This window comes from Ruegeria sp. AM4, assembly GCF_056540665.1.
In genome coordinates this window covers 342,641-369,384 of sequence record NZ_JBQFXD010000004.1, presented here as the reverse complement: position 1 = coordinate 369,384, position 26,744 = coordinate 342,641, and the positions used below count along the sequence as shown (strand labels likewise).

General features: G+C 55.4%; 25 protein-coding genes and 1 pseudogene. 13 read left to right on the top strand and 13 right to left on the bottom strand.

Annotation, left to right across the window (positions count from 1 at the left end; all coding sequences use genetic code 11):
• Nucleotides 1-53: 53 nt before the first annotated feature.
• From ACR0JA_RS11155 to ACR0JA_RS11145, 3 genes are all read right to left on the bottom strand, one after another.
• Nucleotides 54-470 (bottom strand): RidA family protein, encoded by a 417-nt coding sequence (locus ACR0JA_RS11155; RefSeq protein WP_480574190.1) that lies wholly within the window; start codon nt 468-470, stop codon nt 54-56.
• A gap of 17 nt (nt 471-487) precedes the next feature.
• Entirely contained in the window at nt 488-1,768 is a 1,281-nt protein-coding gene (locus tag ACR0JA_RS11150) for a flavin-containing monooxygenase (protein ID WP_480574187.1), read from the bottom strand.
• A gap of 258 nt (nt 1,769-2,026) precedes the next feature.
• Nucleotides 2,027-2,839 carry a helix-turn-helix transcriptional regulator gene (locus ACR0JA_RS11145; RefSeq protein WP_480574184.1) on the bottom strand — a complete coding sequence of 271 codons (813 nt, stop codon included), beginning with the start codon at nt 2,837-2,839 and terminating at the stop codon, nt 2,027-2,029.
• Between the two features lie 144 nt (nt 2,840-2,983).
• Here ACR0JA_RS11145 and ACR0JA_RS11140 point away from each other — a divergent pair, with 144 nt between their 5' ends.
• The 8 genes from ACR0JA_RS11140 to ACR0JA_RS11105 all read left to right on the top strand — a co-directional run bounded on the left by ACR0JA_RS11140 (nt 2,984) and on the right by ACR0JA_RS11105 (nt 11,193).
• Nucleotides 2,984-4,336, top strand: a complete 1,353-nt coding sequence (locus ACR0JA_RS11140) for an aminotransferase class III-fold pyridoxal phosphate-dependent enzyme (protein ID WP_480574181.1) — start codon at nt 2,984-2,986, stop codon at nt 4,334-4,336.
• A 62-nt stretch (nt 4,337-4,398) separates the two neighbouring features.
• A complete protein-coding gene (locus ACR0JA_RS11135) occupies nt 4,399-6,468 on the top strand; it encodes an oxidoreductase (RefSeq protein ID WP_480574178.1) in 2,070 nt (689 codons plus the stop codon).
• Nucleotides 6,469-7,491: 1,023 nt separating this feature from the next.
• Nucleotides 7,492-7,923 carry a c-type cytochrome gene (locus ACR0JA_RS11130; RefSeq protein WP_480574175.1) on the top strand — a complete coding sequence of 144 codons (432 nt, stop codon included), beginning with the start codon at nt 7,492-7,494 and terminating at the stop codon, nt 7,921-7,923.
• Nucleotides 7,924-7,934: 11 nt separating this feature from the next.
• Nucleotides 7,935-8,276, top strand: a complete 342-nt coding sequence (locus ACR0JA_RS11125) for a copper resistance CopC family protein (RefSeq protein WP_480574172.1) — start codon at nt 7,935-7,937, stop codon at nt 8,274-8,276.
• A 2-nt stretch (nt 8,277-8,278) separates the two neighbouring features.
• Nucleotides 8,279-9,145 carry a copper resistance D family protein gene (locus ACR0JA_RS11120; protein WP_480574169.1) on the top strand — a complete coding sequence of 289 codons (867 nt, stop codon included), beginning with the start codon at nt 8,279-8,281 and terminating at the stop codon, nt 9,143-9,145.
• 8 nt (nt 9,146-9,153) lie between these two features.
• Nucleotides 9,154-10,464 carry a multicopper oxidase family protein gene (locus tag ACR0JA_RS11115; protein WP_480574166.1) on the top strand — a complete coding sequence of 437 codons (1,311 nt, stop codon included), beginning with the start codon at nt 9,154-9,156 and terminating at the stop codon, nt 10,462-10,464.
• Nucleotides 10,461-10,892: a c-type cytochrome gene (locus ACR0JA_RS11110; RefSeq protein ID WP_480574163.1), complete on the top strand. Its 432-nt coding sequence runs from the start codon at nt 10,461-10,463 to the stop codon at nt 10,890-10,892. Before ACR0JA_RS11115 ends, ACR0JA_RS11110 begins: the two co-directional genes overlap by 4 nt.
• A gap of 16 nt (nt 10,893-10,908) precedes the next feature.
• Nucleotides 10,909-11,193: an AMP-binding protein gene (locus ACR0JA_RS11105; RefSeq protein WP_480574160.1), complete on the top strand. Its 285-nt coding sequence runs from the start codon at nt 10,909-10,911 to the stop codon at nt 11,191-11,193.
• A gap of 313 nt (nt 11,194-11,506) precedes the next feature.
• On the opposite strand, the gene ACR0JA_RS11100 is transcribed toward ACR0JA_RS11105, so the two are convergent.
• From ACR0JA_RS11100 to ACR0JA_RS11075, 6 genes and pseudogenes are all read right to left on the bottom strand, one after another.
• Complete coding sequence (locus ACR0JA_RS11100) at nt 11,507-12,784, bottom strand: amidohydrolase family protein (protein WP_480574158.1); 1,278 nt, start codon at nt 12,782-12,784, stop codon at nt 11,507-11,509.
• A complete protein-coding gene (locus tag ACR0JA_RS11095; protein ID WP_480574155.1) occupies nt 12,784-13,728 on the bottom strand; it encodes an ABC transporter permease in 945 nt (314 codons plus the stop codon). Before ACR0JA_RS11095 ends, ACR0JA_RS11100 begins: the two co-directional genes overlap by 1 nt.
• A gap of 4 nt (nt 13,729-13,732) precedes the next feature.
• Nucleotides 13,733-14,782, bottom strand: coding sequence for an ABC transporter permease (locus tag ACR0JA_RS11090; protein WP_480574152.1), 1,050 nt, complete (start codon nt 14,780-14,782; stop codon nt 13,733-13,735).
• Entirely contained in the window at nt 14,772-16,313 is a 1,542-nt protein-coding gene (locus tag ACR0JA_RS11085; RefSeq protein WP_480574149.1) for an ABC transporter ATP-binding protein, read from the bottom strand. Before ACR0JA_RS11085 ends, ACR0JA_RS11090 begins: the two co-directional genes overlap by 11 nt.
• A gap of 6 nt (nt 16,314-16,319) precedes the next feature.
• A complete protein-coding gene (locus tag ACR0JA_RS11080; protein ID WP_480574146.1) occupies nt 16,320-17,327 on the bottom strand; it encodes a BMP family protein in 1,008 nt (335 codons plus the stop codon).
• Between the two features lie 354 nt (nt 17,328-17,681).
• A pseudogene (locus ACR0JA_RS11075) lies at nt 17,682-18,863 on the bottom strand (transposase).
• A 76-nt stretch (nt 18,864-18,939) separates the two neighbouring features.
• Here ACR0JA_RS11075 and ACR0JA_RS11070 point away from each other — a divergent pair.
• On the top strand, nt 18,940-19,512 hold the full coding sequence (locus ACR0JA_RS11070) for an HGGxSTG domain-containing protein (protein ID WP_480574143.1): 573 nt from the start codon (nt 18,940-18,942) through the stop codon (nt 19,510-19,512).
• Nucleotides 19,509-19,823 carry a hypothetical protein gene (locus tag ACR0JA_RS11065; protein ID WP_480574141.1) on the top strand — a complete coding sequence of 105 codons (315 nt, stop codon included), beginning with the start codon at nt 19,509-19,511 and terminating at the stop codon, nt 19,821-19,823. The genes ACR0JA_RS11070 and ACR0JA_RS11065 overlap by 4 nt, the downstream gene beginning before the upstream one ends.
• Before the next feature lie 53 nt (nt 19,824-19,876).
• Here the strand turns inward: ACR0JA_RS11065 and ACR0JA_RS11060 are convergent, their stop codons facing one another.
• The 4 genes from ACR0JA_RS11060 to ACR0JA_RS11045 all read right to left on the bottom strand — a co-directional run bounded on the left by ACR0JA_RS11060 (nt 19,877) and on the right by ACR0JA_RS11045 (nt 22,994).
• Nucleotides 19,877-20,950, bottom strand: a complete 1,074-nt coding sequence (locus ACR0JA_RS11060) for a ComEC/Rec2 family competence protein (RefSeq protein ID WP_480574138.1) — start codon at nt 20,948-20,950, stop codon at nt 19,877-19,879.
• A gap of 31 nt (nt 20,951-20,981) precedes the next feature.
• Entirely contained in the window at nt 20,982-21,500 is a 519-nt protein-coding gene (locus ACR0JA_RS11055) for a hypothetical protein (RefSeq protein WP_480574136.1), read from the bottom strand.
• 1 nt (nt 21,501) lies between these two features.
• Entirely contained in the window at nt 21,502-22,194 is a 693-nt protein-coding gene (locus ACR0JA_RS11050; protein WP_480574133.1) for a hypothetical protein, read from the bottom strand.
• Nucleotides 22,195-22,421: 227 nt separating this feature from the next.
• On the bottom strand, nt 22,422-22,994 hold the full coding sequence (locus ACR0JA_RS11045) for a recombinase family protein (RefSeq protein ID WP_480574225.1): 573 nt from the start codon (nt 22,992-22,994) through the stop codon (nt 22,422-22,424).
• Nucleotides 22,995-23,377: 383 nt separating this feature from the next.
• Here ACR0JA_RS11045 and ACR0JA_RS11040 point away from each other — a divergent pair, with 383 nt between their 5' ends.
• The 3 genes from ACR0JA_RS11040 (at nt 23,378) to ACR0JA_RS11030 (ending at nt 26,563) form a co-directional block, all read left to right on the top strand.
• Complete coding sequence (locus ACR0JA_RS11040; protein ID WP_480574131.1) at nt 23,378-23,626, top strand: hypothetical protein; 249 nt, start codon at nt 23,378-23,380, stop codon at nt 23,624-23,626.
• 556 nt (nt 23,627-24,182) lie between these two features.
• Complete coding sequence (locus ACR0JA_RS11035; protein WP_480574128.1) at nt 24,183-25,721, top strand: hypothetical protein; 1,539 nt, start codon at nt 24,183-24,185, stop codon at nt 25,719-25,721.
• A gap of 317 nt (nt 25,722-26,038) precedes the next feature.
• Nucleotides 26,039-26,563, top strand: coding sequence for a hypothetical protein (locus ACR0JA_RS11030; protein WP_480574125.1), 525 nt, complete (start codon nt 26,039-26,041; stop codon nt 26,561-26,563).
• Nucleotides 26,564-26,744 lie beyond the last annotated feature (181 nt).

Below are 26,744 nucleotides of genomic sequence, written 5' to 3'. Positions count from 1 at the left end.
CGCGGGGTGAGAGCATATGAGCGCAGCCCGGTTTCCTCAATTGATCGGCAAGATCAGTCGGGAATGACAGCGGTGCCGTCGATTTCAACCAACCAGTCAGGACGCGCCAGCGCCTGAACCACCAACCCGGTCGAGCAGGGGTGAACCCCTTTGATATACTCGCCCATTGTTCGGTAGACGGCTTCGCGGTGGCGGACATCAGTGATGTAGACCACAACCTTGACCAGATGCTCCATCGAGCCGCCTGCCTCTTCGATCAGCTGCTTGATGTTCTGCATCACCTTGTGGGTCTGCTCAACCGGATCGTGGCTGTCAATGTTGACCGCATCGTCCAGATTCTGAGGGCATTGGCCGCGCAGATAGACGGTCTTGCCACCCTGCGTGACCACGGCCTGACACAGATCGTTGTCCAGGTTCTGCTCGGGGTAAGTTTCTTTGGTGTTGAACTTGCGAATGCGTGTGTGCGCCATTTTGGATTCCTGTCGTCTTATTCTGCGGCGGCGGGGGCGATGATGGCCGCCTCGCCTTCGTAATCGGCATAGGCGCGTTGGATCGAGATCTGGTCGGCGATGTATTTCGCATCGTGCCAGACGCCCCAGATAAAGGTCGAGCCGCGGCGCGATTGCCAGGGCAGGCCAAGGAAATAGATGTCGGGTTCAACAGACACGCCGCGCTGATGGATCGGTGCGCCCTTGGCGTCAAAGGCATCGGCTTTGATCCAGCTGAAATCCTGACGGAAACCCGTGGCCCAGATGATCGTGGTGATACCTTCTTTAGCAAAATCAACCGAGGTCAGCGGGTTGGTCAGGCTGTCGGGGTCTGCAAAGGGTTCACGCGCCTTGGGGTCTTCCGGCAGATCGATGCCGGTGCGTTCGATATAGGCGTCGGCCATATCCAGCATCTCGAGGTAATTGGCGTCGCCTGCGGCCAAGTTGGCCTGCAGGTCGTCGGCGAAACTCAGCACGCCGTTCTCAAAGCTCTTGGTCAAGCCAGTCAGTGTCACGCCCTCATTGCCCAGACGGCGGAAATCCATCGTATGGCCGCCATGGGCCCCGCTGACCGAGATGGTAACGTGTTCGGTGCCCGGCTTTTGCGCGGCCATGTCCCACAGGCCCAGAACGCCCAGCCACCAGACATTGTCACGGGTACGATAGCGGCGCGGTGGGCGGTCATGGGGACCGACCGACAAGAACACCTTGCGGCCCGCGCGGTTCAGCTCATCCGCGATCTGCGCGCCGGACGAGCCCGCGCCCACAACCATCACGGCCCCTTCAGGCAGTTGTTCGGGGTTCTTGTAATAGAAGGAATGCAGCTGTTTCACATCAGCCGTTTCCGGCACGATCGGCGGGATCACCGGATGCTGGAACGCGCCTGTGGCGGCCACGATACGCTTGGCGTGAATCTCTCCGGCCGAGGTTTCGACCCTGAAGCCACCTTCACCCGGCAGACGTTCCGCCCTGAGCACCTCAACACCTTCGCGGATCGGCGCTTTGACCATTTCGGCGTATTCAACCAGATATTCGGCGACACGGTCCTTGGGCACAAACGCATCCGGGTCATCCCCGCTGAAATGGAGGCTGGGAAACCGGTCATGCCAGCACGGGCCGTTGGCAACCAGCGCGTCCCAGCGACCGGTGCGCCACGCCTCGGCGGTGCGGTTCTTTTCCAGGATGATGTGGGGGACATTGTTGTTGCCCAGATGCTCGCTGAGTGCGATGCCTGCCTGTCCTGCGCCAACAACCAGCGTATCCGTTTTATCGATGGACATGTGTCGGTTCCCTATATTTCGCATTCAGAACTGACCCCGAAAGGTCGTTGCAATCGTGCGTTGTCTGCTGGTGTCGGGACAGGCAGACGACAGGTCGCCATGTCTGTCCGAGCGGCCCGGTTGAATTGACCAAAGCCTCGCGTTTTATGCCGCGCCAGCAAGTATCGCACGTTTCCCCAATAAGGTTTCACAAGTTCGGCAGGGGCGAAATTATTGTCTGGCTATCTCTTAATTAGGCTTTGGCTAACCCGCCGGGTACTACGTTGTTTTCCGCGCCACTTGCCCACGTTCCGAGAGGTAAGGGGCAATCAGGTAATACAGTTCGCCTTGTGATGAGATGCGGCATTTCCGGTATAACTGCTTGCGCAGGACCTTGACGGTCTGTGGGCTGATGCCAAGCGTCAGACCAATGGAAATCGACGAATGGCCCTGCAGGATCAACAGCGCCACTTCGGCCTGTCTGGGGCTGAGGTTGATGCCCTGTTCGGCGGACAAGCGGTGCCGTAGCTGATCGACGATATCGCCCGGTTCGTCCCCGTGCGGGGGTCTGAGGCCGGACCAGTTCTTTCTGACCAGCGCATTGACCACCGGGGCGGCCTGCTTGGCTGCCGTGTGATCCCGGTTCGAGAATCGTGACGCCGTGGTGGCATCCCTGCCGATACAGACCGTGATCGATGAGCCCGGCGAAAGGCCGGCAAAGAAAGCAAGCTCATCCGTCAGCGTCGTGTTGGCGTAATAGGATTTGAAATACTCGTTGCGCTGAAACTGGTCGGGGGCCACGTCCGTCAGACGGTACAGCCCGTCCGCCGCGCCTTTCTGGTGCAGGCGAAAGAAAGGGTCCAGCAGATAGGCCCCTTTGACATAGTGGCTGTCGATACGTTCAAACACGCGTTTATCACGGGCATGGGTCGCCAGAACCTGCGGGTTGCTGGTTTGAAAAAAGGCGATGATCGCGAAATTGTCGAACGAACATGTCGCATTCAGCCATTGGCGCAGCGCATTGCTGAAACGCTCGGACCCGGTGGCCAGAATGGCATCCGACAAAGCATCTGCGGCTGGAAGTGGCGACATGTGCGAGTACCCCTCTGGGGGTATATACCCCTTAAATTGACCAAAGTAACCTTTTTTGTGAAAATGGGTGGTATATGCCGCGATCAAATCGCGACGGGCTTCACCACCACCACGCATTAGCATCGGGGACCAAGGGGGTTGATCATGGCCAAAGATACGCTTGAAATTCTTGCGCAGGACGATCACCTGATTCAGTCCTTCGCCGACCTGAACGCACTGAAGCAGCAAGGCGCGCGCACCGTGATCTCTCGGGCCAAAGGGGCTTATGTCTATGACAGCGACGGCACCGAACTGATCGATGGAATCGGGGGTCTGTGGTGCGTCAATATCGGCCACGGCAACACCGAGATGATCGACGCGATCACCGATCAGCTGAAAACGCTGGACTATTATTCGACCTTCTACAACTTTACCCACCCCGCCGCTGCGGAGCTGGCCGAGAAGGTCGCGCAGCTTGCACCCGGGCATCTGAATTCGGTCTATTTCGGCAATTCCGGTTCGGTCGCCAATGACAGCGCCATTCGGATGCTGCACCATTATAATATCCGCAGGGGCAAGCCGGAAAAGAAGATGGTGCTGTCGCGCCACGGGGCCTATCACGGTTCGACCCATCTGGCGATGGCGATGACCACGCCCGGTTATTCAGAGGGCTGGCACACGGCCAATGATCTGGTGCATCACCTGCGCTCGCCCCATTACTGGCGCGAAGGCGGTGATATGACCGAGGCCGAGTTCCTCGACACCCTGATTGACGATCTGAAACAAAGCATCGAGCGCATTGGCGCTGAGAACATCTGCGCCTTCATCGCCGAACCGGTCCAAGGCGCGGGCGGTGTTGTGACCGCACCCGCAGACTATCACCGCCGTGCGTGGGAGGTCTGCAAGTCCAACGATATTAAGTACGTTGCGGATGAGGTCGTCACTGCCTTTGGCCGTCTCGGGCATTTCTTTGCGTCCGAGGATGTGTTCGGCATGGTGCCCGACATTATAACGACTGCCAAGGGTCTGACCTCGGGCTATCAGCCGCTGTCTGCCACGATTGTCTCGGACGATATTCACGATGTGATCTCGGGGCCGGACGGTATGTTTCTGCATGGCATGACCTATTCGGGCCACCCGGCTGCGGCGACCGCGGGTCTGGCCAACATCGCCATCATGGAGCGTGAGGGCATCCCCCAGCGTGTCCGCACAACTGGCAAGCGGTTTGAAAACAACCTGCGCGGCCTGACCGACATTGAATTGGTGGGCGAAGTGCGCGGCAGCCATTTCATGATGGGGATCGAGTTTGTCAAAGACCGCGACACCAAGGAAAGCTATCCCGATGACGCGCAGGTTGGGCTGAAAGTGGCCCGTGCCTGTCAGAAGCGCGGCCTGATCGCACGGCCCTTGGGCAATGTGCTGATCCTGTCCCCGACCCTGATCATGGACGAACCCATGATCGACCGCATCGAAGACATCCTACGCGATGCCATCACCGAGGTCGCCGCAGGCCTTTGAACACAGCCGTTCAGGGGCCAAAGGCCCCGCTAATCCTATCAGCCAGCCAGAAGGAGCCAGCCATGCGCGACCCACGATACGACATTTTGTTCGAACCGATGCAGATCGGCCCTCTGACTGCCAAGAACCGGTTTTATCAGGTGCCCCATTGCAATGGCGGCGGATACCGCGACCCCTCGGCGGCTGCGGCGATGCGCGGGATCAAGGCCGAAGGCGGCTGGGGCGTGATCTTTACCGAACAATGCGAAATGCACCACACCTCGGAAATCACACCTTTTATCGAGCTGCGCCTGTGGGAAGACAAGGATATTCCGCAACTACGCAAGATGTCCGAACGGATGAAAACCCACGGTGCGCTGGCGGGGATTCAGCTGGCCTATTCCGGCATTAACGGGCCGAACCTTTATACCAAAGAGGTGCCGCTGGCACCCTCGGCCCTGCCGATCCGCACCTTCACCAATGACCCGGTGCAGGCGCGCGCACTGGACAAGCAGGACATCAAAGACCTGCGCCGCTGGTTCGTGAATGCCGCGAAACGCTCGAAAGACGCGGGCTTTGACCTGATCTGCCTGTATGGCGCGCACGGGTTCGGCATTTTCCAGCATTTCCTCAGCCGTGCCACCAACCAGCGCAGCGACGAATATGGCGGATCGCTGGAAAACCGCGCCCGATTTAGTCAGGAAGTCATAGCCGACATGCGCGATGCCGTAGGCGACACGATGGCGATTACGTTGCGGGTATCGCTCGACGAGACCATAGGCGAACTGGGGTTCTCTAACGCCGAGGTGCGTGACTACATTGAGATGAACAAAGACCTGCCAGATCTGTGGGATTTGGCGCAGGGCACATGGGAAGATTGTTCAGGCCCCTCACGTTTCAAGGAAGAGGCTGCGCAGGAAGAACTGGTGCGTGGCATTCATGAGCTGACCGACAAACCCATCGTTGGGGTTGGACGGTTCACCTCGCCCGATGTGATGGCCAAGATGGTCAAATCCGGCACTTTGGACTTCATCGGCTGCGCGCGCCCGTCCATCGCCGATCCATTCCTGCCCAAGAAGATTGAAGAGGGCCGGATCGAAGACATCCGCGAATGTATCGGCTGCAACATCTGCATTACCGGCGATATGACCATGTCGATCAGCCGCTGCACCCAGAACCCAACCTTCATGGAGGAATGGCGCAAGGGCTGGCATCCCGAGAAGATGAACGAAAAGGGCAACAGCAACAACGTGCTGATCGTGGGCTCGGGGCCAGCGGGGCTTGAGGCCGCATGGGCCCTGTGCCGCCGGGGCTATGACGTCGCCGTGGCCGAGGCTCGTGACGTAATCGGCGGCCGTGTGGCCCGCGAACGCCTGTTGCCCGGCCTGTCAGCCTGGGGGCGCGTGGTGGACTATCGCGACTATCAACTGAGCCAGCGCCAAAACGTGGAAATGTACCGCGAAAGCGAACTGGACGCCGAAAGCATCCTTGAGTTTGGCTTTGAAAATGTCTGTCTCGCCACCGGCGCAACCTGGCGTCGCGACGGCGTTTCTCGCCAACACGTGGTACCTATGCCCATTGCCGATGGGGCCAAGGTTTATACCCCTGACGACCTGATGGACGGCACGATCCCGTCCGGCCGTGTGGTGGTCTATGACGACGACCACTATTACATGGGGGGCGTGGTGGCCGAACTGCTGGCCAAGAACGGCGCGCAGGTGACGCTGGTCACCCCGTCGGCCTATGTCAGCGACTGGACGAACAACACGCTGGAACAGATCGCCATCCATCCGCGGCTGGTGGATGCGGGCGTCGAGATCGTGCTGAACCAGGGCGTCACCGAAATCCACCCCGATCATGTGATCTCGAACTGCGTCTACACAGACCGCACCTGGAAGATCGAAGCGGATGCGGTTGTCATGGTCGCCTCGCGGCTGGAAAACAACAGCGTCTTCAACGATCTCAAGGCACGTGAGGCCGAATGGGTAGATGCCGGTATCAAGTCGGTCAAACTGATTGGTGACGCCAACGCTCCAGGTCCGATTGCCTGGGCCACCTATGCAGGTCACCGCTATGCACGAGAGTTGGACGGCCAAGACATCGGCGACGCGCTACCCTTCCGCCGTGAAATAACAGAACTCGCGGTGGACTGAGATCATTGACGAGCGCAACGCGGCAGAATTCTGCCGCATTGCATATTTGACCAACAATTGGCGTCTGCGATACTTCGATTTATCCAGCGATCTTCAGCGCTCAAAAGCTTGCTCTCTTCAGTCATTGGAAATCTACTGTTTGGTTTCAATAACTTGGTCGCGCAATGATTGCCAGCGGCATCTTTAGCTCCGACATTGGTCAGTAACAGCCGCGAACTTCGGATCTCCGCCCGAGGTTTTTTGCTCCACAGTTGCAAATCACACAATGCGGCCGTTCACACGCAAAGTACCAATAGCAATTTCGTCCGCATTTCGCGAGTTCAGGCAGCCTTTGATTTTGCGCTTGCAGCGAACGACAGATTCGACGGGCCGCGCCGCAGCATGGGGACTTCGGGGTAAAGGTCCGGAAAGGTCCGTCCTCATCGAAGCGATTCGGACCAAGTTTCAAATGCTGCGGATGCTCCGACGACAGTAGCAAGCCCAATACCACCGATGCTGCACGATGCCTCAGTGTCGGCTTTCGTTGTATTGTATTGGGGCCTAGGATAAGTTCCGGGTGTGAAGTTTATTCGAACCATAACTGCGATGCTGCTTGTTGTTCTGTTGGTCCTGATGACAGGGCTTGGCGACCGTGCGCAGGCGATGCTGGAGAACTGCAATGGTGGGCATTGTGTGCACCACCTGCATACGCCTGTAGACGATCGCCAAATTGACCAAGTCTCAGTTGCGCAAAATGGAAGCGCACCACATGAGTCAGACAGCACGACGCACGAAAGATGCAATCCATTCCTGTGTAGTGCCCTTGCTCTCACGATGCAGAACTCAGTAACGAACCCTGACCAATCTGACGCGGTATTGGCATGGCAGGCCTCAAACCTCTCGACGCTCAATGAGCCGGACAACCCGGACAGACCACCTAACGCTTGAAACAGATTTCCGACGCGGTTCACGTCAGTGAACACGTTCCGGTGTGCTGTGAATTATTTGCGGCTCCACTCTGTTACATAAGGTTAGGACCAGTACATGAACCGAAAATATCTCCTGATCGGCGCGTGCGCCGTGGTAACCGTCGCTGCCTATATCACTCTACGTCCCGCCCGAGTTAAGGAAGCCGCGCAGTTGGCACCTACCGAGGGCAATTCACTGGTGGCAATTCAGATGCCGCCTCTTGAAGGGAATGCGGCCATCGGGCAGCGTATATTTGAAAACGCGTGCGCCGCATGCCACGGTAGCAACGCGGTAGGCATTGAGGGCGCAGGGCCGCCGCTGATTCATGTTATCTATGAACCCAGCCATCATGCAGACGAGTCCTTTCAACGCGCGGTCGCAATGGGCGTCAGCAGCCACCACTGGCAGTTCGGCGACATGCCGCCGGTTGAAGGCTTGACCCGCGGTGACGTGGCTATGGTCATCGACTACATCCGCAAAATCCAGCGCGCTAATGGAGTAAATTGAGGAACCCGCCAATGAAGAAGCTCACCACATTTGCATTGATTACCTTGCTTGCCACAAGCGCCCTTGCCCATTCGAACGTGGAGACGACCACACCCCAAAACGGTGCGAGAGTTGCCGAAGTGCCCACTGAGATCAGTTTCAATTTCGCGGATGATATTCGCCTAACAAAAGTCAACATGATCCATCAGGAGGCTCATACCGTCACACTCGACCTGGGAGACCAGACAAGTTTTGGCCGCGCGTTCGCGCTCCCGCTTCAAAGCATGGGTGAAGGCACCTATCGCATTGAATGGCGGGGCTTGGGGGCAGACGGGCACGCCATGCAGGGCGAGTTCACTTTCACAGTGGACTGACCATGCCCGATATCTGGGGAATAAGTGCAATACTGTGCAAGATGATGCTCTATGTCAGTATTGGCGGTGCGACTGGCCTGTTGATCATTCGGGCTGCTTTTGCCGACTTGCTGTCGCCTTTAGGCGATAGGATGCGTAGGCAGATTGCTCTGTTGGCGGGGCCAGCGCTTGTGGGCTCTGTCCTTGGGTTCATGCTGCGCGCTGCAGCCCTGACGGGCGGGGCCGAAGGAATGACCGATCCAGAAATGCTCGGTCTGTTGTGGCAGACACCGGTTGGCGACGTTCTGGTCTATCGGGTTGTCGGGACGGTTTTGATGATCGTCGGGGTATTCATACCCTTAATCGGCCAATGGATCGCGCTTGCCGGTGGAATGATCGCCCTATGGTCATTCGCCCAGATCGGGCATGTCCCCGAGTTGGAGATAACCGGCGTCCGTGTGCTATTGCTCCTGCACCTTCTTGGGGTCGCGTTTGGGGTCGGCATACTCGGACCGTTGCGCGCCCTATCTCAACGGCCAGAATGTCTGAGCAACGCGGCCATGTTGGGGCATCGGTTTGGGCAGGCGGCTTCGGTTATTGTCCCCGCATTGATTTTGGCGGGACTGCTAATGGCTTGGATGTTGCTTGGTGAATTGTGGGCGTTAGCGACGACTGGCTACGGGCAAACCTTGCTGATCAAACTTGCACTTGTAGGTGTGGTCCTGACGTTGGCCGCCGCAAACAAACTGCGCTTCGTTCCCGCTATGCAGGCCGGGGACGAAAAGGCCGCGCGGCATCTGGCGCGCTCGATTGAAATCGAAACTGCGGTCATACTGATGGTGCTTGTTGCCACCGCGACGCTCACCAGTGTTCTGACCCTACCGAATTGAGGCAATCCATGAACAGGCGAGACTTCCTGATCACAACATGTGCGGCGGCACTGGCACCGCGCATCGCTCTTGCCTCAGTTCTCTTTGAACTGGTCGCACAGCCGGTCAATGCGCAGATCCTGCCCGAAGGTGAACCGGCGACTCCCATGCTTGGCTTCAATGGCAGTACGCCAGGTCCGGCGCTTCGCGCCCGTCAGGGCGAAACATTGGATATTCGGTTCCTGAACCAGCTAGGCGAAGGCTCAGCGGTACACTGGCACGGACTGCGCATCGACAATGCGATGGACGGCGTGCCGGGGATGACCCAAGACGTTGTCGAGAAGGGTGCTGAGTTCGAATACAGCTTTCGAGCACCCGATGCAGGGACGTTCTGGTATCACTCCCACAACCGATCTTGGGAACAGGTCGCCAGAGGTCTTTACGGCCCGTTGATCGTTGAGGAGCTAACCCCACCCGATGTGGATCACGATCTGATTGTTATGATTGACGACTGGCGCATCACCGAAGACGGAGCGCTCGCTGAGGGCTTTGAGAACAGGCACGACCAGGCGCATCAAGGTCGGCTGGGTAACTATGCCCGCGCGCTTGTCGAACCGAATACGCCGGTCCGGCGCGGTGATCGCGTGCGCTTGCGGTTGATCAACGTCGCAACAGACCGGATATTCCCGATTGATATTGAAGGCATCGACGGCAAAATCGTAGCTTTCGACGGCATGCCACTGTCGAACCAGCAAGGGCTTTCGAACCTCATTCTCGCACCGGCTCAACGCGCAGATATCATTGCTGACGTAACATCAGCTGATCAGATCGCCTTTGTTTTCCCAACGCGCGACGATCCTTACCTGCTGGGCGAAATTCCGGTTGAGGGAAAAAACACCACGAGGCAACCATCTGAAGTTCCCGTGCTGCCACCAAATGAGCAGAAGAATCCAGATCTCGAAAATGCCGTGACCCTGACGCTTACGATGCAAGGTGGTGCGATGAACCGCCCTGCAAGCACGCAAACTGACATTTGGGCGTTCAACGGGCAATCCGGCCTGACGGACACGCCGCTGCATAGGTTCGAACGCGGCCAAACGGCGCGATTCCATCTGGTGAACGACACCCGTTTCCCGCATGGCATACATTTGCACGGACATCATTTCTTTGAAGTCGGGGCGGACGGTAGTTTGGGTGCTTTTCGCGATACAACGCTGGTGGGCGCAGGCGGGACCCGCGACATTATCTGCGTGTTCGACAACCCCGGCAATTGGCTGTTGCACTGCCACATGCTGGGGCATCAGGCGGCTGGCATGAAGACATGGGTGGAGGTCGCATGAAAGGTCTTCTGATCGTCGCTGCATTCAGTACCGCGACTGGCGCTGTTGCTGACCACGAATTGGACGCCCGGGACCTGAACAATGGTCAGGTCCTTTACGCTGAACACTGCGCGTCCTGCCACGGTGCAAATCTGGAAGGGCAGCCCAACTGGCGCACACCCAACGAAGACGGCATTCTGCCTGCTCCACCCCATGATGAGACCGGCCATACTTGGCATCATGACAACCAGCTCCTTTTCGACTACACTAAACTTGGTGGGGCGGCGACTATGGAAGCCCGCGGCATCAAAGATTTCAACAGCGGCATGCCGGGCTTTGAGGGCGTGCTGAACGACGAGGACATATGGGACGTTCTGGCCTATATCCGCTCGACCTGGCCTGACGACGTTCGACAAATGCAGGCCAGTCGCAACATTTCTCACGAATAGGAGCGAGGCCGACAGATTGGACCACGGTTTTGAAGAGGTGTGGCACCGCGTGACCTGCATGCCGCTATTCCATGTCGCAGGGAACGGATGGCTATTCATTGGTCTCGTCACGGGATGCACCAACACCCTTGTTGTTGACATCAATCCCGAAGCGCTCCTGACGACCATCACCGAGCAGAAGATCACCTGCACCCTCATGGTTCCGGCCGTGATCCAGATGCTAGTGCTGGCCGTCGCGGCCAATGGGCAGAAGATTAACCTCGGCGGAAGCAGACATCTGCACCGTGCCAAATCCACTTAGATGTACCAGCACCGCGTTACGGCTTGAGGCTTAGCATTCCCAAAGTACACTTTAGTTGGTCAGCTAACTGTTTTTCTTGGCCAGCCAGAACCAATTCAGAGGGCCGGGATATGGCGCGAAGCTGCAGACGTTTTCGACTGTGAGGCATGGAGCCTCTCAATGACGGTAAAGACGGTTGGACCGGATTTGGCAAAGGACGTTTTCAGTTGTACTGCGTTTCAGCCAACAGGCTCAAGATCAATAACAAAAAGTTAAAACGCACAGAACTGCTACCGGCTTGTTCTAGTTGTGAATCCTGACCCTAGGTCTTCTGCTACGCGCCCAAATGTCGTCTGTGTGACGTAGAAGGGCGGTCCTGGATATTAAGCCTAGCATCTGGGCGGGGGGACTGACTGATGAGTTTGCCATTTGCCACAACGTGCAAACGCGCTGCGCGTAGCCGCAGGGCCTCGGTTGGGGTGCCAGCATCAAGCACGACCAGGGAGGCTTTTGCCCCGACGTGAAGCCCGTAATCCTGCAAACCCATCGTCTTTGCATTGTTCACAGTCACCATGTCAAAACAGATCCGCATTTCTTCGGGGCTGGTCATCTGCGCCACATGTAGCCCCATAAAAGCCACGTCCAGCATGTCCGCTGTTCCTAGTGAGTACCACGGATCAAGCACGCAATCCTGTCCCCAACCAACGTTGATCCCAGCGCTTAGCATCTCTTTCACCCGGGTCAGACCGCGGCGTTTGGGGTATGTATCGTGCCGCCCCTGCAGAACGATGTTGATCAAAGGGTTCGGGATCGTATTGATCTGAGCCTCCGCGATCAGTGGAAGCAGTTTTGAGACATAGTAGTTGTCCATAGAGTGCATTGAGGTCAAGTGCGAGCCCGCCACACGCCCGTGTAGTCCAAGCCGCTGGGTTTCTAATGCAAGCGTTTCGATGTGGCGCGATAGTGGATCATCCGTCTCGTCACAATGCATATCCACTTGCAGGCCGCGTGCGGCGGCTATTTCGCACAGTTCAGTCACTGACGCAGCACCATCCTGCATTGTGCGTTCGAAATGCGGGATACCGCCGACAACATCCACGCCCATATCCAACGCGCGGATGGTATTTTCGCGCGCCGTGGGATCGCGGTAGAACCCATCTTGGGGGAATGCGACCAGTTGCAGATCGATATAGTCTTTGACCTTATTACGAACCTCGAGCAGTGCCTCGACCCCTAACAGCCGGTCGTCGCACGTGTCGACATGGCTGCGGATCGCAAGCAATCCCATGCTGGCCGCCCAGTCACAGTAGTGCAGAGCGCGATCAATCACCTCGTCCTGGGTCATGACCTGTTTGAGTTCACCCCAAAGCCCAATGCCCTCCAGCAGGGTTCCCGAGGCGTTGATGCGAGGCAGGCCATAAGACAGCGTCGCATCCATGTGAAAATGCGGATCAACAAAGGGCGGGCTGACCAAATCGCCGGTTGCATCAATGATCTGACCTGCTTCGGCGGTACCGAGTTGATCTATGGCGGTGATCTTACTGCCTGAGATGCCGATATCGGCGACGCTGCCGTTCGGCAGAAAGCCACCTTTTACAATCAGATCAAACATCACCGCTCCCCTTTGTTGAAAGGCACCATAAGTGCGGCAGGTACTTCAGCCCGGCGCGACATTACCACCAATGCCAGAATGGAAAGAATGTAGGGTATCATCAAGAATATCTGATAGGGGACCTGCGCCCCAAGACTTGTTTGCTGAACCCGGATTTGCAGCGCATCGAAGGCAGCAAACAGCACTGCCCCAAGCATTGCCTTGCCCGGCCGCCAGGACCCGAAGACAACCAGAGCAATGCAGATCCAGCCGCGCCCATTGACCATCTCAAAAAAGAAGCTGTCAAAGGCGGACATCGTTAGAAACGCGCCACCGACGGCCATCAGCCCGCTGCCAATGATAACGGCCCCCATGCGGATGGCGGTCACCGAAAGGCCTTGTGCGGCGACCGCAGCCGGGTTTTCACCTGCGGCACGCACGGCCAAACCCAAGGGCGTTCGGTAGAGAACCAACCCGACAACTGCAACAAGTATAAAGGCCAGATAGGACAGCGGCGTTTGCGAGAAAAGAGCGGGCCCAAGCAGTGGAATGTCCGATAGCAATGGGATTTCATAGGGCTGAAACGCAACGATCTTGGGTGGGCTGGTGACCTCTGGTAGCGCCAGCCGATACGCATAGTAGGTTGACGAGGTCGCAAGAAGCGTTACGCCCAGCCCAACTACATGCTGGGATAGGCCAAAGGGCACTGTCAGCGTGCTGTGCAACAACCCAAACAACATCCCAACAGCCATTGCAACGCCGACACCAACCCAAAGCCCGGTGCCCGAATAGACCGCCATCCAGCCCGCAAATGCACCGGAAACCATAATGCCCTCGATGCCTAGGTTCAAGACACCCGCGCGTTCACAGATCAATTCGCCCAGGGTCGCAAAAATCAGTGGGCTGGCGATACGGATCGCTGCGGCCCAGAAACTAGCGGTGAAAAGGATTTCGATGATTTCCATGGCGTTAGTCCCTCACCACGCGAAACCGCGTCAGCATGATTGCCAGAACCATCAACAAAAGGGAGATAGCCAGCATGATATCGGCTAGGTAGGTCGGCACATCTGCGGCCCGGCTCATGCTGTCGGCACCGACAAAAATGCCAGCCACAAACAGGGCTGCGATCACCACACCCAGCGGATTGAGCAGGGCGAGCATCGCCACGATGATGCCGGTGTAACCAAATCCGGGTGACAGATCGAGAGTCAGGCTCCCCTTCAGTCCGGCGACCTCGGAAAAGCCTCCCAAGGCGGCAAGCCCGCCAGACAGCAGCGCTGTTTTGACCAACACTAAATTCACCGGAATGCCCGCGAAACCTGCAGCCTGTTTGTTTAGGCCCACGGCTCGCATCTCATAGCCTAAGGTGCTGCGAGTCTGGATCACCCAGACGCAAAGCGCCGATATGATCGCCAGGGCGAAACCCCAGTGCAGGCGCAGCCCGTCGACGATCCGTGGTAGGCGGGCCTCGGGGATCAGTCGGGCCGATTTTGGCCAGCCCATCCCCATCGGATCTTTCAATGGCCCCTCCAACAGCATTGAAATAAACAGCAGGAAGATGAAGTTGAAAAGCAGGGTCGTCACCACCTCATCCACCCCAAACCGGGTTTTCAGAAGCGCCGGTACCAGCAGCAAGTTCGCACCCGCAAATACGGCAATCAACGCAATTACAGGAAGGATCAGGCTACTTGGCCACGCCAAGGCTCCGGTTCCCAATAAAACCGTGATCAGAGCTCCGGCGTATAGCTGCGCTTCGGCTCCGATGTTCCAGAATTTGGCCCGAAAAGCCACGGCAACGGCAAGCCCCGTAAAGATCAGCGGTGTCGCCCGATTGAGCGTTTCAAGAAGCGCGAATTTCGACCCAAATGCGCCCTTGATGATCAGGCCCAGAACCGAAAATGGATTTGCGCCAGCGATCATTGCCAAAAGCGATGCGATCACAATTGTCGCAGACAACGCCAATGCAGGTGGGACCAGTTTGCGCCCAAAGCTGGGGTTGTTTATCGGTTCAAGACGCATGCGCATTCTCGTTTTCAAACCCTTGTCCGGCCATCCACAGGCCCAGTTCCGTGGGTGTCATACTGCCCCGGTCAAATCCGGGTGAGAGCTGTCCGTCAGCAATCACATGGATGACATCGGACATGGCCATGACCTCATCCAGATCTTCCGAGATCAGCAGGATCGCGGCCCCTCTGGCGCGGGCTTCCAGCAACTGGCCGTGCACATAATTGACTGCGCCGATATCCAGCCCGCGCACGGGTTGATTGGCCAGAATAACCTGCGGTGCGGCCTCAAGCACGCGCCCCAGTATTAGCTTTTGCATGTTCCCACCGGACAAAAGTCGGATCGGCGTGTCTGGGCCCGGACAACGCACATCGTATTTTTTGATGATGGCCTCGGCAAAGGCCCGTGAACTGCGCCAATTCAGCCAACCAGCCTTGCTGAACCCCCTTGAGCGGTAGCGTTCAAGAATTGCATTTTCGGTCAGATCAAAATCCGCAATCGTTCCGGTTTTGTGCCGGTCTTCGGGGATGCGAGCGATGCCTCGTTTTACCGCTTCGCGCGGGGTCCAGCGGTTGATGTCAGATCCAGCGATCTCGATCCGCCCTTCGGCGGGTTTCACTAGCCCACCAACCACATCCGCGATCGCGGCTTGGCCATTGCCGGAAACGCCAGCCAGGCCGATGATTTGCCCGGCATGCAAAGATAGAGACACCGACTTGAGCCCCGGAGCGTTGCCGACATCCGGTGTTGCGACGCGATCCAGTTTCAATAAAGCAGGCCCCGGCGTCGATTGGGGTACCTTGGGTGGTGTCGCCTCTGTGCCCATCATCAGTGTCGCCAACGCGTGTTTGTCGGTATCTGCGGTGCGAACGCCACCCGTTACCTTACCGTGCCGCAACACGACAACTCGGTCCGATATCGCCATAACCTCATGTAGCTTGTGGGAAATGAAGATGGCCGACAAACCATCCGCTATGGCCAGCCGGAGGGTCGAAAACAGATCATCCGTTTCCTGCGGCGTCAGAACTGCGGTCGGCTCATCAAGAATAAGAATGCGCACATCGCGGTAAAGCGCTTTAAGTATCTCGACCCTTTGTCGTTCACCCACCGTCAGCGCCCCGACACGAGCGTCCGGCGACACGGACAGGTGATACTTTTGAGACAGCGCCTTGATCCGGTCGCGTGCTGCCGATCGCCCCGCGCTTGTGCTCAATAATGAACCGACCCCTAGAGTGATGTTTTCCAACACAGTCAGGTTGTCGGCCAGGGTGAAATGCTGGTGTACCATCCCCACACCCGCGTCCAGCGCAGCGCGAGAGTTTCCCGGTGGCAGAGTTTTTCCGAACACCCGAACGGTTCCGCTATCAGCCGTATATTGGCCAAAGAGGATGTTCATCAGCGTTGTTTTGCCTGCTCCGTTTTCACCGAGTAAGGCAACAACTTCGCCTTCGTTCAGGGAAAGGCTGACCGCATCATTTGCGGTCAGCGTGCCAAAGCGCTTGGTGATAGCATCGAGGGTCAGCGCCTCAACAACAGAGGTGTCCATGGGTAGTTATGACGATGTCGGTTCGTCGTCGTTGATGGTCACAGAGAATGCACCCGATTTGATTTCGGCCTCGCGTTTCTTGACAAGGTCAAGCGCAGCGGCAGGTATCTTGCCGTCGAATGTGCCCAAGGGTGCTAGGGAGGTTCCGCCCTGATTCATAAAGGAATAGATGCCATAGTCAGCGGCTTTAAAGCTACCGGCCTGCACTTCGGCAATGGCCTTATCCAGGGTTGGTTCAAAATGCCAGATCGCCGAGGCGACCACGGTGTCTGGATATTCCGGCTGCGTGTCGATCACGTTGCCAATTGCAAGAATGCCCTTTTCCTTAGCGGCGTCGGAAACGCCGAAACGTTCAGCATACAAGATATCTGCGCCGTTTTCGATCATTGCAAAGGCCGTTTCCTTGGCCTTTGGCGGATCAAACCAGCTGCCGATAAAGCTGACCTGGAAGGTGATGTCGGGGTTCATCTCACGTGCACCGGCCATGAAGGCATGCATCAGGCGATTCACTTCCGGGATTGGAAAGCCGCCAACCATACCGATATTGCCTGTCTCGGTCATGGAGCCGGCAATGATACCGGACAAGTAAGAGGCGTCCTGAATATAGTTGTCGAAAACCGCAAAATTGGGCAGCGCCGGGTCTTCCTTGAAGCTTGAGCCCATCAGGAAGGCAACGTCGGGATATTCTGCGGCGACCTCTCGCGCCTCTTGTTCGGCGCCAAATACCTCGCCGATAATCAGCTTGTTGCCCGCCTCGGCATATTCGCGGATCACCCGGGCGTAGTCTGTGTTGCTGACGTTCTCTGAGAAGCTATAGGAAATATCCCCGCGATCCTGCGCCGTCAGCGCGGCGTTGTGGATGCGGCTGACCCATTGCTGCTCGACGGGCACGGTATAGATCCCGGCGGTTTTGATAGGTTCTGCGGCAGCAACGCGATCAGCCGCAAGCAAAAGTGACGACGCTGCGGTCGTCATCATAAATTGGCGGCGGTTGAGAATTAGTGATGTTTTCATGATGTCCTCCCCGTGGCAATTGACGCTAAGTAACACGTAATTTTATCATTTGGTAAAGAATTTTGAGAATGAGGGGCCCAGACGATCAGAACTTGCTTAGAAAATGTGCTTAGGGTCAGGAATGGGTCGACTTCATAGACCTGCTGTCTTGGCAACGTCTGTTTTGGTATTTTGCAATGCGGCTTGACTAGAGCCGTTGAGCGGCGGCTTTGGGCCGCTCCGCGATCGGGCGTGAAACGTTCCTGAGCGGATTCTACACGGCTTCCAATGTCCACAACGAGCCTATGCCGTTGAAAAACTCTTGGGTTTGAATGCTTGGGATTGTCCTTGATATCTGTCCAGCCGAGATCTTGGTCAGATGGCGGAAATTTTTTGGGGAGCCGGTATGAGCTTTGCGAGTTTTCTGAGGTTTTGGGCGGTGGCGGCGAGGTGGAATTCGTCCCGATCGCCGCATGGTCCACGTAATCGAAGGCGCCCGAGACCGAGAATGCGCTTGAGATGGGCAAACAGCATCTCGACCTTCTTTCTGAGCTTGCACGAGATCGCGTATTGGGTGGTTTGGGCGATGGTACGAGCCACATTTCTGGATGGTTCATGGATGGAGCGCGTCACCTTGCGCTGTGGCTCTTTTGGACAGCACCGGCTCTTCAGGATGCAGGCGTCGCAGTCGGGTTTGCGGGCGCGGTGTCGAAGGATGCCATCCTTGTCCGGTCTGGGCTCTCTCGGCTTTTTGAAAGCCCGGCGATACTGTTTGAGTTCCTTGCCAGCAGGACAGATATAGGCATCGCTTTCAGCGTCAAAGGTGAAGTCGGCGCGCTCGAAGGTCCCATCGTTGCGGCCAGACTTGTCGATAACCGGGATATGTGGGGCAATGCCTTGATCGACGAGCCAGCTCAACATCGGCCCAGAGCCATAGGCGGTGTCTGCAATCAGCCTCTCAGGGTTCAGATCGTGGCGGTCGCGGACCCGGTCGACCATGGTTCGGGTCACGCCAACCTCAGCCTGGCGGATCGACCGGGTTGCCTCCACGTCCAGGATCACTCCGTTGTCCGTGTCGATCAGATAGTTGGCTGAATAGGCAAAATAAGCGGACCCACCCCGCACGCCAGTCCACTGCGAGGCTGGATCGGAATACGGGGTGAACTTCGGCTTCACGGGGCTTGCCGCGCCGAAGGCGGCGTCATCCAACGTATCCAAGTGTTCCCTAACGGCGCGGGGGGCCTCATCAGGGATGATCTTCTCAGGTGCCCAATCCCGCTGCAGTGAGGAGTTTTGCCGATTGGCATCAGTTTGGATCAGGCTGGCGTCAGCTGCGAAGCGCTGCCCACTGGCCAACCCTTCCTCGATACAACGCGCTACAACCGCCTCGAACAAATGCCGCAAAAGATCACTGTCTCGGAAACGGCCGTGCCGGTTTCTCTAGAAGGTCGAATGGTCCGGCACCGGATCGGTTAGATCTAGGCGACAAAACCAGCGGTATAGGCAGCGGCGGAGCAGTGGAGCACGAGGGTGTAGTTTCACTGGCACAAATTTCACTGGCGCAATTGCCCAAGCCAACTAAAGCCACGGACATTTTGTCTTGTGCGATTTACTCCATGCGGGGGTGCACGGAATGACGCGCTCCAAGAAACAGCAGGAATTTCTAAACAGTGAATACTTCAATGAAGCCCGAATGCGGGGATTGCGAAACGCTTGTGCGAAACAAGCGAACGGCCCCAAGTGTGGGGCTAAAACTCGTGCTGATGGCGCACCTTGTAGAAACCCCGTAGCCGAGGAAGGGCAACGCTGCCGTCTTCACGGTGGCGCAACGCCCAAGGGCAAAGACTGGCATCGCAGACAGTTCCCCAAAAAGGGCGCATCGATTTCAAGGCTCCAAAAGAAACTCCGCGAACTGAAGCTACGTGATCGAAAGACTGAAGAACGTCGGGCGGCGATGTCGCCCGAAGAATTGAAACGACATGAAGCGCGCAGCAAGGCACTGCGCCCCGGCACAACGGCGGAACGGCAACAAGCCCGAGACGGCCGAAAAGCCAAAAAACTGATCGAGGATCTCCGGCAAAGCAAAAAACCCGACAGTGACGAGATCAGCGCGTTGGACGCACAGATCCGGAATTTGGAAGACCGGGTCAACCAACTACGACTCGACCAATACGACGAAGACGAACTGCCAGAGGTGTTTAAGTGACCGACAGAGACGACATCACGCCCGAAGAAGCCCTGACCCGCACTCAGGTGCGGATCAAGACGGAGGGCCTGGAAGCGGCTACAGACGCCGCCTTACAGCTCTTGAGAGACCCGAAAGCACCCGCACAGGCCAAGAGCGCCACGATCAACGCCATATACCGCGCATCGGGCCTCTTTGGCCGCACAGACGACGAGACGCAGCCAGAGCTTCACGAGATGACACCCGAGCAGATCGATCGGCAGATCCGCGAACTGGAGAGGTCAATGCGGACTGCTGTGTCAGGAGCAGATGGTGATGGGGTGTTTTCTTGAAGCTGATTCTGGTTTTCAGTTTGCATCCCCGCAGAATTCTGGCACCGACTTTGCTAGGAAACCTGCGCAAGCTTTATTGCCCCTCCAAAAAGCTCGATCTTCTCAGCTCCGTCAGATGACATTCGGAAGCGTATTTGGCCACTCGACGGAAAAGCACTACTGCGCCTGATGCGATGTAAGCGGAGTTGACGATCCACCGTAGAAGCTCTTTTGGGTTTTTTCGTCTTGAATGACGATGTGGAATAGCTCTGGCTTGAACGATCTATAATGAGTTTTGCTTCTTCTTTCCCCGGGATTTTGTGCCGCCCATAGTCAAATGGGGCAAGGATAGAAATTGGCTTGTCTAGAGTCTTCCACAAGTCCTCACAATGTGCGCCTCTGGAACCGTGGTGCGCAACTTTATAAACTCTAAAGTTGTTCGCTGCCTGAAACTGAACAGAGTTTTGAATAACCCTAGTCCAACCCTTGCCCGGCTCTTCTTCAAGGTCGGCACCGAACAGGAAAGACGCTCCGAGGGTTTCGAGTAAAAATACGACGGAAGAGTGATTAGGCTTGAGCTTCGGCGGTTGGCGCTCTGCGCTACCCGCTTCGGGAATATGTGGTACGACAGACTCTATGAATTTTCGAAATGAAACATCATCCGGCGCCAGCGCAGTCAGTCTACTTCCATCAGTGGCAAAAACAGGACGATCCTGGCTGGCATAGTGGATGGGCTTACTACCCTTTCTTGAGCCGTGAATTCGCAACAACTGAACAATTTCTTTTGTTCCTACCGAGAGCTTGGGGCTCATGGGTTCGCAATAGCTTGCTAGATAGGCAATTGCATGTTTGTCATCGAGAGCAAACGGGACAACTAGTTGAGCGCTACTACAAGCCTCAAATAGTTGAGATATCCCGCGGACGTGGTCGCCATCAGTATGTGTGAGGGCGACGTGACTTACCTGTTTTGATAGATCGATCCCAATCCCTTGCAAATAAGAAAGTGAAGCGGGTCTACCAGTTTCGGCTTCTAAGCAACTATCAACACAAAACCACTGACCGTCACCATAATGGACTGCAATGGCCTCGCCATATGCAGGCCCAAACAGGGATATTTCTAGCTCATCAAGTGCGGGCGCGTCACGCATGTTAGCTTTCATGCAATATTTGTTGCCGCAATCAATCTACACCGTGTAGAATCTCAATTAGCTCCGCAGAAATAGCATCGCGCCGCTCTACATCTCTTTTTGTCCAATTTGGCTGTCTTCGAAAGACGATGCTTACAGAGGGCTGAGGGATTCCACCTTTGATGCTGATCTTCCCGGTGCTCAGATAAAATAGAGCGCCTTCAACCACCAAATCCCGATCGCCGGCGTTAACCTGCTGGATATCAATTTCAACCTCATCGACGTGATCATCATTGGCAACATCCCTGGAGTGCAACAATGCCCGGATTGTGCCATTATCGACCGAAGTGACAATTCCTTCCCAACTCGAATGCGGATGGAAGGGGTTTGCCTTTCCGAAGAAGCTTGCTGGAAAGTGCAGTTGCTTCTCAATCAGAAAGCTTAACGGAAGGCTGTCTTGATGGACATCTTCGTCATTTGGAACAGTATCAGTGTCGGTTATTGGTGATGCGCGATACGGGTTCTCTAAATAGATGCCGTCGTCTTGCAATGCAGCGCTTGAATTGACCACTTTATAGACCCTCAATTATTTCAATAATATCGTTGGCTACATCTTTTGATTTAGCTAAGTCATGTTGCCAGCATTCTTCAATTAGATTTGTGGCTTTTAATGCGCCTTCAACTGAACCTTCTTCGCCAGCCACAAGGTCGCTATTAAAGTCTAACCGAATGAGGTCCTGACTGGAAGATCCGGGGCGCAAGTCTGCTTGGAAGTGACCTTCTCGTCCGTCATGTCGGGGAATTTGTCTCATCGTAAGCCTTTGCATACCACCATGCTTGGTACCCTGCGAGGACGCGATTTCCTCTCCCCATTTTCCCCATGCGGATTGTGGAGCCATTCTCTTACCTAGTTCATTTCTCTTTTCTTCAGTACCACAAAGTATCTCATATGATCTGTTTATTCCAATGCGCCACACCGGACTATGCGTTAACAATTCTCCGAAAATCGACATTACCATATCAAAAACGAGGCCGTCTTTGTCCGCTTCGCACCCGATCATCACCCGGCTCTTTTGAACTTCAAATGACATAAAGTTAACGTCGAACCGCGAAAGGTCCGGATGAGAAACTTGTAGTTCAGCGGCATCCAAGGACTCGGACGAAATAAGGTCATTCAAAGCTAGCCAACTGGGGTGGAATATTGACGGGTTGAACGCCCCGATCAACACGGCCGACACGCGATCGCTTTCGACTATGACACCCATTTTAGCCCTCCTAGGAGCTTGTCGCACGGTATTTTCGATTTGTCACCGGGCAATTATGTAGCACAACGAAGCTCTACGAGAACGTGACCCGATCATCAACCTGTCCGTTCCTCCCAGATGTTAACTACAATCCAATATGATGCTTACGAATTGGATGGCTGCTTAGTGTAAACTCGAAGGGTTGATCGCCCATCTGACTAGCCCGCGGCCGACTTACCATTATCTTGTCAAAATCCGACAGTAATCGGTCCATGCTCGGTTTGATGCTTCGCCAAAATCCGATACACCGATGCTCGACCAATCCCAAGCGACTTAGCTATTTCTGTGGCGCCTAAGCCTTGTGCATGCATCTCGGCGACCTGTTCGCGGTCAATAGTCGCTCTGCGACCCTTGTAGATGCCCTTGGCTTTTGCTCTCGCAATACCTTCGGCTTGTCGCTTGCGGATCATGGACCGCTCGAACTCTGCGAACGCGCCCATCAGATGCAGTTGCAGCTTTGAGAGCGGATCGTCCGCATCGGGCGAGAAACGCAGCCGCTCTTGCAAGAATTCAACCGTAACGCTCATGTCGTTCAATTCGTCAACAATGCATTTTAGGTCTCGTAGGTCCCGGGCTAGGCGATCGAGGCTGTGAACAATCACCTCATCGCCTTCCCGTGCAAAGTCGATCATTTCTTGAAGCGCCGGCCGTTCTCTGTTCGCACCGCTCAGTTTCTCCTCAAAGACCTTCTCGCAACCGTCCAGCTCTTGCCGGTCCAAGTTCTGGTCTGTTGTGCTGACTCTGCGATATCCGATTCTCATTTCCACACCGTGTCTCGTTTGGCTCTAGACACGATGTAAGAATCACTTCGACAATTACAAGACACCTATATGATACATCTTTGGTGTCTCACCGCTTCGTTTTGGTGGGGTGTACCCTAACGAGACCGGCACTTAGAAAATTTTTTCAAAGACGTGTTCACCGATTTGTACGGCGTTGTCTGCTGGTTTGTATTCCGATGTCCGGTTTGTCGGTCGGTTCAGTCTAGGTAATTCAATCGGATATCGATTTGGCGACAGACAAACGCAGTAGATTGTCGGATCTGTATGTCAATGTAAGTCGTTGCCAGTAAACAACTATCCCAATCGACATACACAAACTACCTCGGCAAAGATGTTCCTACTCTAACAATTTGGAGACCCAAATGATGGAAAATGAAGAAGCTTACTTTCGACAGGCAGTCGCTGGAGCGCGCGCCTTCAAAGAAACAGAAGAGACAGCATCGTCGCTGGATTGGATCGATGATCTGGAAGGCATCGCGATCAACGGAAGCCACGAATATTCGATCAAATCTCTCAGAGAGTTAGACAGGCTTGCAAAATCTGAGAACGAAGAGATCAGCGCAAAGGCCAAACAGGCGCTCGAACTAGCGCTGGAGTTAACCAAAGTCTGAGTGGCTTTGGCTTCTCCGACAGAGTGCGGGGACCGGAATACTCGGACCCCGCCCCCTGGGGCATAGACCAAATTTACACCGAAAGCCTGCGCACCGGTCGCGGAGAAAAATGCGCTGATGTGGAACTTTCGGGGTCTAGCTTGCGACAAAGCCGGTCTCCGCATCGCGAATGACTGGATTTCGCGCTCATTCTATCCCTCCGTCGTGCAGGGTATCCATTTAGCGGGCAAAATGTAAATCTGCGGTTTCTGCACCAACGTCGGCTTACTAGGGGGCACAGAAACGGGGGTTTGTGATCGTGCTTGGACGCTCAACGAAGTCGTGATCGTCTATTTTCTGGGAGGGCTGTGGCCGTGAGCACCGCCATACTTCCCTGTCAGGGTTGTCTCGGTTCTCAAATCATGAATCTTGAATGTCGCTGACAGATGGTAGCCGATTTGTGATCTCGCCTCTTTTGTTCAATCTGGAGTTAAAATCAAAGCAAGAGTTGCGCACTAAGGGACTGTCAGCCATGTTTTGGCCAATCCATGTTCTGTAGGATCATCAGGAGCGTAATATGGCTGAGATAGCGGACCGCGCCAGCGTGCTGGCATGGCTTGGCGACAAGCCTCGTGAAGTCCAGGTCGCCATTGCGGCGCGGGCGAGCTTGCGCTCTCTGCCATTCATTTCTACCGCTTCAAGCGGCTTAGAGAGTTCACTATTACTAAGCTCACTTTGGATGGCACAAGTTTCTGCCGCTTTCAGCCGAGCCGATCAAGTCGATGATGGTCTTGGGGGTTATCGTGCCGCCTTTGCAATTGCAAAAGCGCATCCTACCACGCCCTTTGTTTCCGATTTTGGGGCAGCTTTTGCTGCTGCCGCCGCCGCTGCAAACGGAGCAGTGATTTCGATTGGATCGGATGATCCGACAACTGCTTCAACAGCGTCCGTTCTTGCCGCGGATCGGGCGATCAATTTTCCGACGATAGCGAAAGGGGAGGCGCTGAGTGATCTGTTTTGGGCTGCTACAATGGCAGATGCCCAAGAACTTGACACAAATTCGGTGAGCCGGGAAATTTTCGAAAGTCCATTGTGGCAATCCGAAGCGCCAGTCGCTTTCCAGAAGTATTATAAGAGACTCAAAGATTTTTGGAAGGATGAACCAGAGACGTGGGGTTATTGGCTGCGGTGGTATGAAGGAATGCTGATAGGTGCGCCGCTCGCGTGGGATTTGCAGAACGCAGTAGCTCAGATTCCAACTGAGTTCTGGGCGGCTGGGTCAGAGACGGTGGCCGGGCAGATCCGGATGGTCGAGGCTGACTGGATTACCAAGAGATCTAGTACTTTAGAAGTGTTGGTCCTCGACGATTCGACTCTTACCTATTCGGCAGAACCCGCACTGACTTCCAACCCTGGCAGATTGGCTCGTCACCTTGCACGAGTGGAAGATGCTCTTGATGATTTGATCTTGCTTGGCGGGAATAATGGCCTAAGCGAAGCAACCATAGAGTATCGGATCATTAAGCGCCTTGTTGCCAAGTATTGGGACGACCCGGAACGCGTGGCGTTTGACTTGACCGATGTAAATCACTCCGTCGAGAGGCAAATTAGAGAAGGTGAATACCCAGATAGCGAACCTTTCCGGCTTTTGCAGGCTGCAACCAGAGTTTGCATCTCAACTGTTTGTGATTTGAATCCAGAAGTCGCTGCAGAGTTGGAAAGGGAATATCCGAAAAAGTCAGAAGAATTGAGTGAAGAAAACGCTTTGGTTCTCTATGAGGCAATGCACCAAAGTCTCGATGTTCTGGATGAGCCCGCCTCGGAGACTACGCTCGAAGATATCGAAGAAGTACTGCGTGGTCGGATTATTGACGCTTCGTCAGAAAAATCAGTCGAAGAATTGGAGCGGTCGGTAAGGCAGTTTCGGACGCTGGTAATCAAGAGGCAGATATCGCGTTTATGGCGGATCGGTCGAGATATCATGAACATAGAGAAACTAGCGGTTCATTATGATGGCAAGCAGTCTAAGGCAGCGGGCGTTGTGATGCGCTATGGTGGAGTAGCCGGCCTATTCTGGGCCGCCATCAGAATTCTGGCCGACATCTTGGGGCTGTGACTTGCCAAAATTTTTGATCAGCTCGACGACAGCAAACTGAGTGACAAAAGTGCCGCTTCGGAGCCCAAGATTCTGAAATACGGGCCCGCAGCCGACGAAAGCGCTAAAATCAGAACGGCGACCTGAGCAGGTTAGTCATTCCGAGCCAACCTTGTAAAGACCACCTCGCAACCGGCTTAAGCAAGAGATGGGGATCAATCTAAGCAGATCCGCTCAATGTCTAAACTTCGAGAAACCCCCGTCCAATTCCCTATTTTTCTCCAAATTTTTATCTGCGAATGATTCGCCAAGAGCAAACAGCCTAAAGGGGCGAGCAGATGTATGTATCAACGGAGAAGTGCTTAAATCGATCGGCCAAGGAATATGCCGATGGAGCTCTGGTACTCCTTGAGACGTTCAACCGAAGTGAATCGGATGAGCGTTGCGAGGCTTCGGAATACATCTTCGATCTCTACAACTTGGGGTATGCGTTCTTTAGAATTCGCACGATGATGGCGAAAGGCCCTGACACAGTTCCGCACGATTGGCTGCTGAGACGAGAGATCTCGCGGGCTCGAAGAAACGTTTTGGCTCGGTATCCGCGCCTCTTGAACGCACGTATTGTCAACGAAGGCTTCAATGCGCTGGAAGAGCTTTTCGAGTACGCTGGAAATGTGGAGATCCAGGCAAAGAACGGGGCTAAGACAAAGGCGCTGGCAGTGTCACACTTCTTTCAGAATATTCTGCACAATATCTTCGTGGGCTCGCGGTACGGCCTCCTGGACCTCGATCGTGCAATTGTAACGTCACAAGCAACTTCCATTTCTCCGACACATGATCCTGATCAGCGATTGCTTATTTGAAGCTGTTCCTGAGCATGGTCCAAACGTGGGTTTCAAAAGAAGCGTGACACCGTGGTTTCATAACGGGCAGATGGCACTCTGGCCGTCACACACTTCTTTCAGAACGCCCTGCACAGTTTCTATTTTGGGCGAACTACGGACCTGCTAAACTTCGAGCGTCTTCTCGGACAATTGCAACCAC

What these genes read in the sequence shown, in the direction of transcription:
- ACR0JA_RS11080 (WP_480574146.1), bottom strand. Translation starts at nt 17,327, where the DNA reads ATGAAAACATCACTAATTCTCAACCGCCGCCAATTTATGATGACGACC.
- ACR0JA_RS11095 (WP_480574155.1), bottom strand. Translation starts at nt 13,728, where the DNA reads ATGGAAATCATCGAAATCCTTTTCACCGCTAGTTTCTGGGCCGCAGCG.
- ACR0JA_RS11115 (WP_480574166.1), top strand. Translation starts at nt 9,154, where the DNA reads ATGAACAGGCGAGACTTCCTGATCACAACATGTGCGGCGGCACTGGCA.
- ACR0JA_RS11135 (WP_480574178.1), top strand. Translation starts at nt 4,399, where the DNA reads ATGCGCGACCCACGATACGACATTTTGTTCGAACCGATGCAGATCGGC.
- ACR0JA_RS11140 (WP_480574181.1), top strand. Translation starts at nt 2,984, where the DNA reads ATGGCCAAAGATACGCTTGAAATTCTTGCGCAGGACGATCACCTGATT.
- ACR0JA_RS11085 (WP_480574149.1), bottom strand. Translation starts at nt 16,313, where the DNA reads ATGGACACCTCTGTTGTTGAGGCGCTGACCCTCGATGCTATCACCAAG.
- ACR0JA_RS11150 (WP_480574187.1), bottom strand. Translation starts at nt 1,768, where the DNA reads ATGTCCATCGATAAAACGGATACGCTGGTTGTTGGCGCAGGACAGGCA.
- ACR0JA_RS11155 (WP_480574190.1), bottom strand. Translation starts at nt 470, where the DNA reads ATGGCGCACACACGCATTCGCAAGTTCAACACCAAAGAAACTTACCCC.
- ACR0JA_RS11120 (WP_480574169.1), top strand. Translation starts at nt 8,279, where the DNA reads ATGCCCGATATCTGGGGAATAAGTGCAATACTGTGCAAGATGATGCTC.
- ACR0JA_RS11145 (WP_480574184.1), bottom strand. Translation starts at nt 2,839, where the DNA reads ATGTCGCCACTTCCAGCCGCAGATGCTTTGTCGGATGCCATTCTGGCC.
- ACR0JA_RS11035 (WP_480574128.1), top strand. Translation starts at nt 24,183, where the DNA reads ATGGCTGAGATAGCGGACCGCGCCAGCGTGCTGGCATGGCTTGGCGAC.
- ACR0JA_RS11030 (WP_480574125.1), top strand. Translation starts at nt 26,039, where the DNA reads ATGTATGTATCAACGGAGAAGTGCTTAAATCGATCGGCCAAGGAATAT.
- ACR0JA_RS11060 (WP_480574138.1), bottom strand. Translation starts at nt 20,950, where the DNA reads ATGCGTGACGCGCCCGCACTTGATGAGCTAGAAATATCCCTGTTTGGG.
- ACR0JA_RS11040 (WP_480574131.1), top strand. Translation starts at nt 23,378, where the DNA reads ATGATGGAAAATGAAGAAGCTTACTTTCGACAGGCAGTCGCTGGAGCG.
- ACR0JA_RS11070 (WP_480574143.1), top strand. Translation starts at nt 18,940, where the DNA reads ATGACGCGCTCCAAGAAACAGCAGGAATTTCTAAACAGTGAATACTTC.
- ACR0JA_RS11045 (WP_480574225.1), bottom strand. Translation starts at nt 22,994, where the DNA reads ATGAGAATCGGATATCGCAGAGTCAGCACAACAGACCAGAACTTGGAC.
- ACR0JA_RS11090 (WP_480574152.1), bottom strand. Translation starts at nt 14,782, where the DNA reads ATGCGTCTTGAACCGATAAACAACCCCAGCTTTGGGCGCAAACTGGTC.
- ACR0JA_RS11125 (WP_480574172.1), top strand. Translation starts at nt 7,935, where the DNA reads ATGAAGAAGCTCACCACATTTGCATTGATTACCTTGCTTGCCACAAGC.
- ACR0JA_RS11050 (WP_480574133.1), bottom strand. Translation starts at nt 22,194, where the DNA reads ATGGGTGTCATAGTCGAAAGCGATCGCGTGTCGGCCGTGTTGATCGGG.
- ACR0JA_RS11110 (WP_480574163.1), top strand. Translation starts at nt 10,461, where the DNA reads ATGAAAGGTCTTCTGATCGTCGCTGCATTCAGTACCGCGACTGGCGCT.
- ACR0JA_RS11130 (WP_480574175.1), top strand. Translation starts at nt 7,492, where the DNA reads ATGAACCGAAAATATCTCCTGATCGGCGCGTGCGCCGTGGTAACCGTC.
- ACR0JA_RS11100 (WP_480574158.1), bottom strand. Translation starts at nt 12,784, where the DNA reads ATGTTTGATCTGATTGTAAAAGGTGGCTTTCTGCCGAACGGCAGCGTC.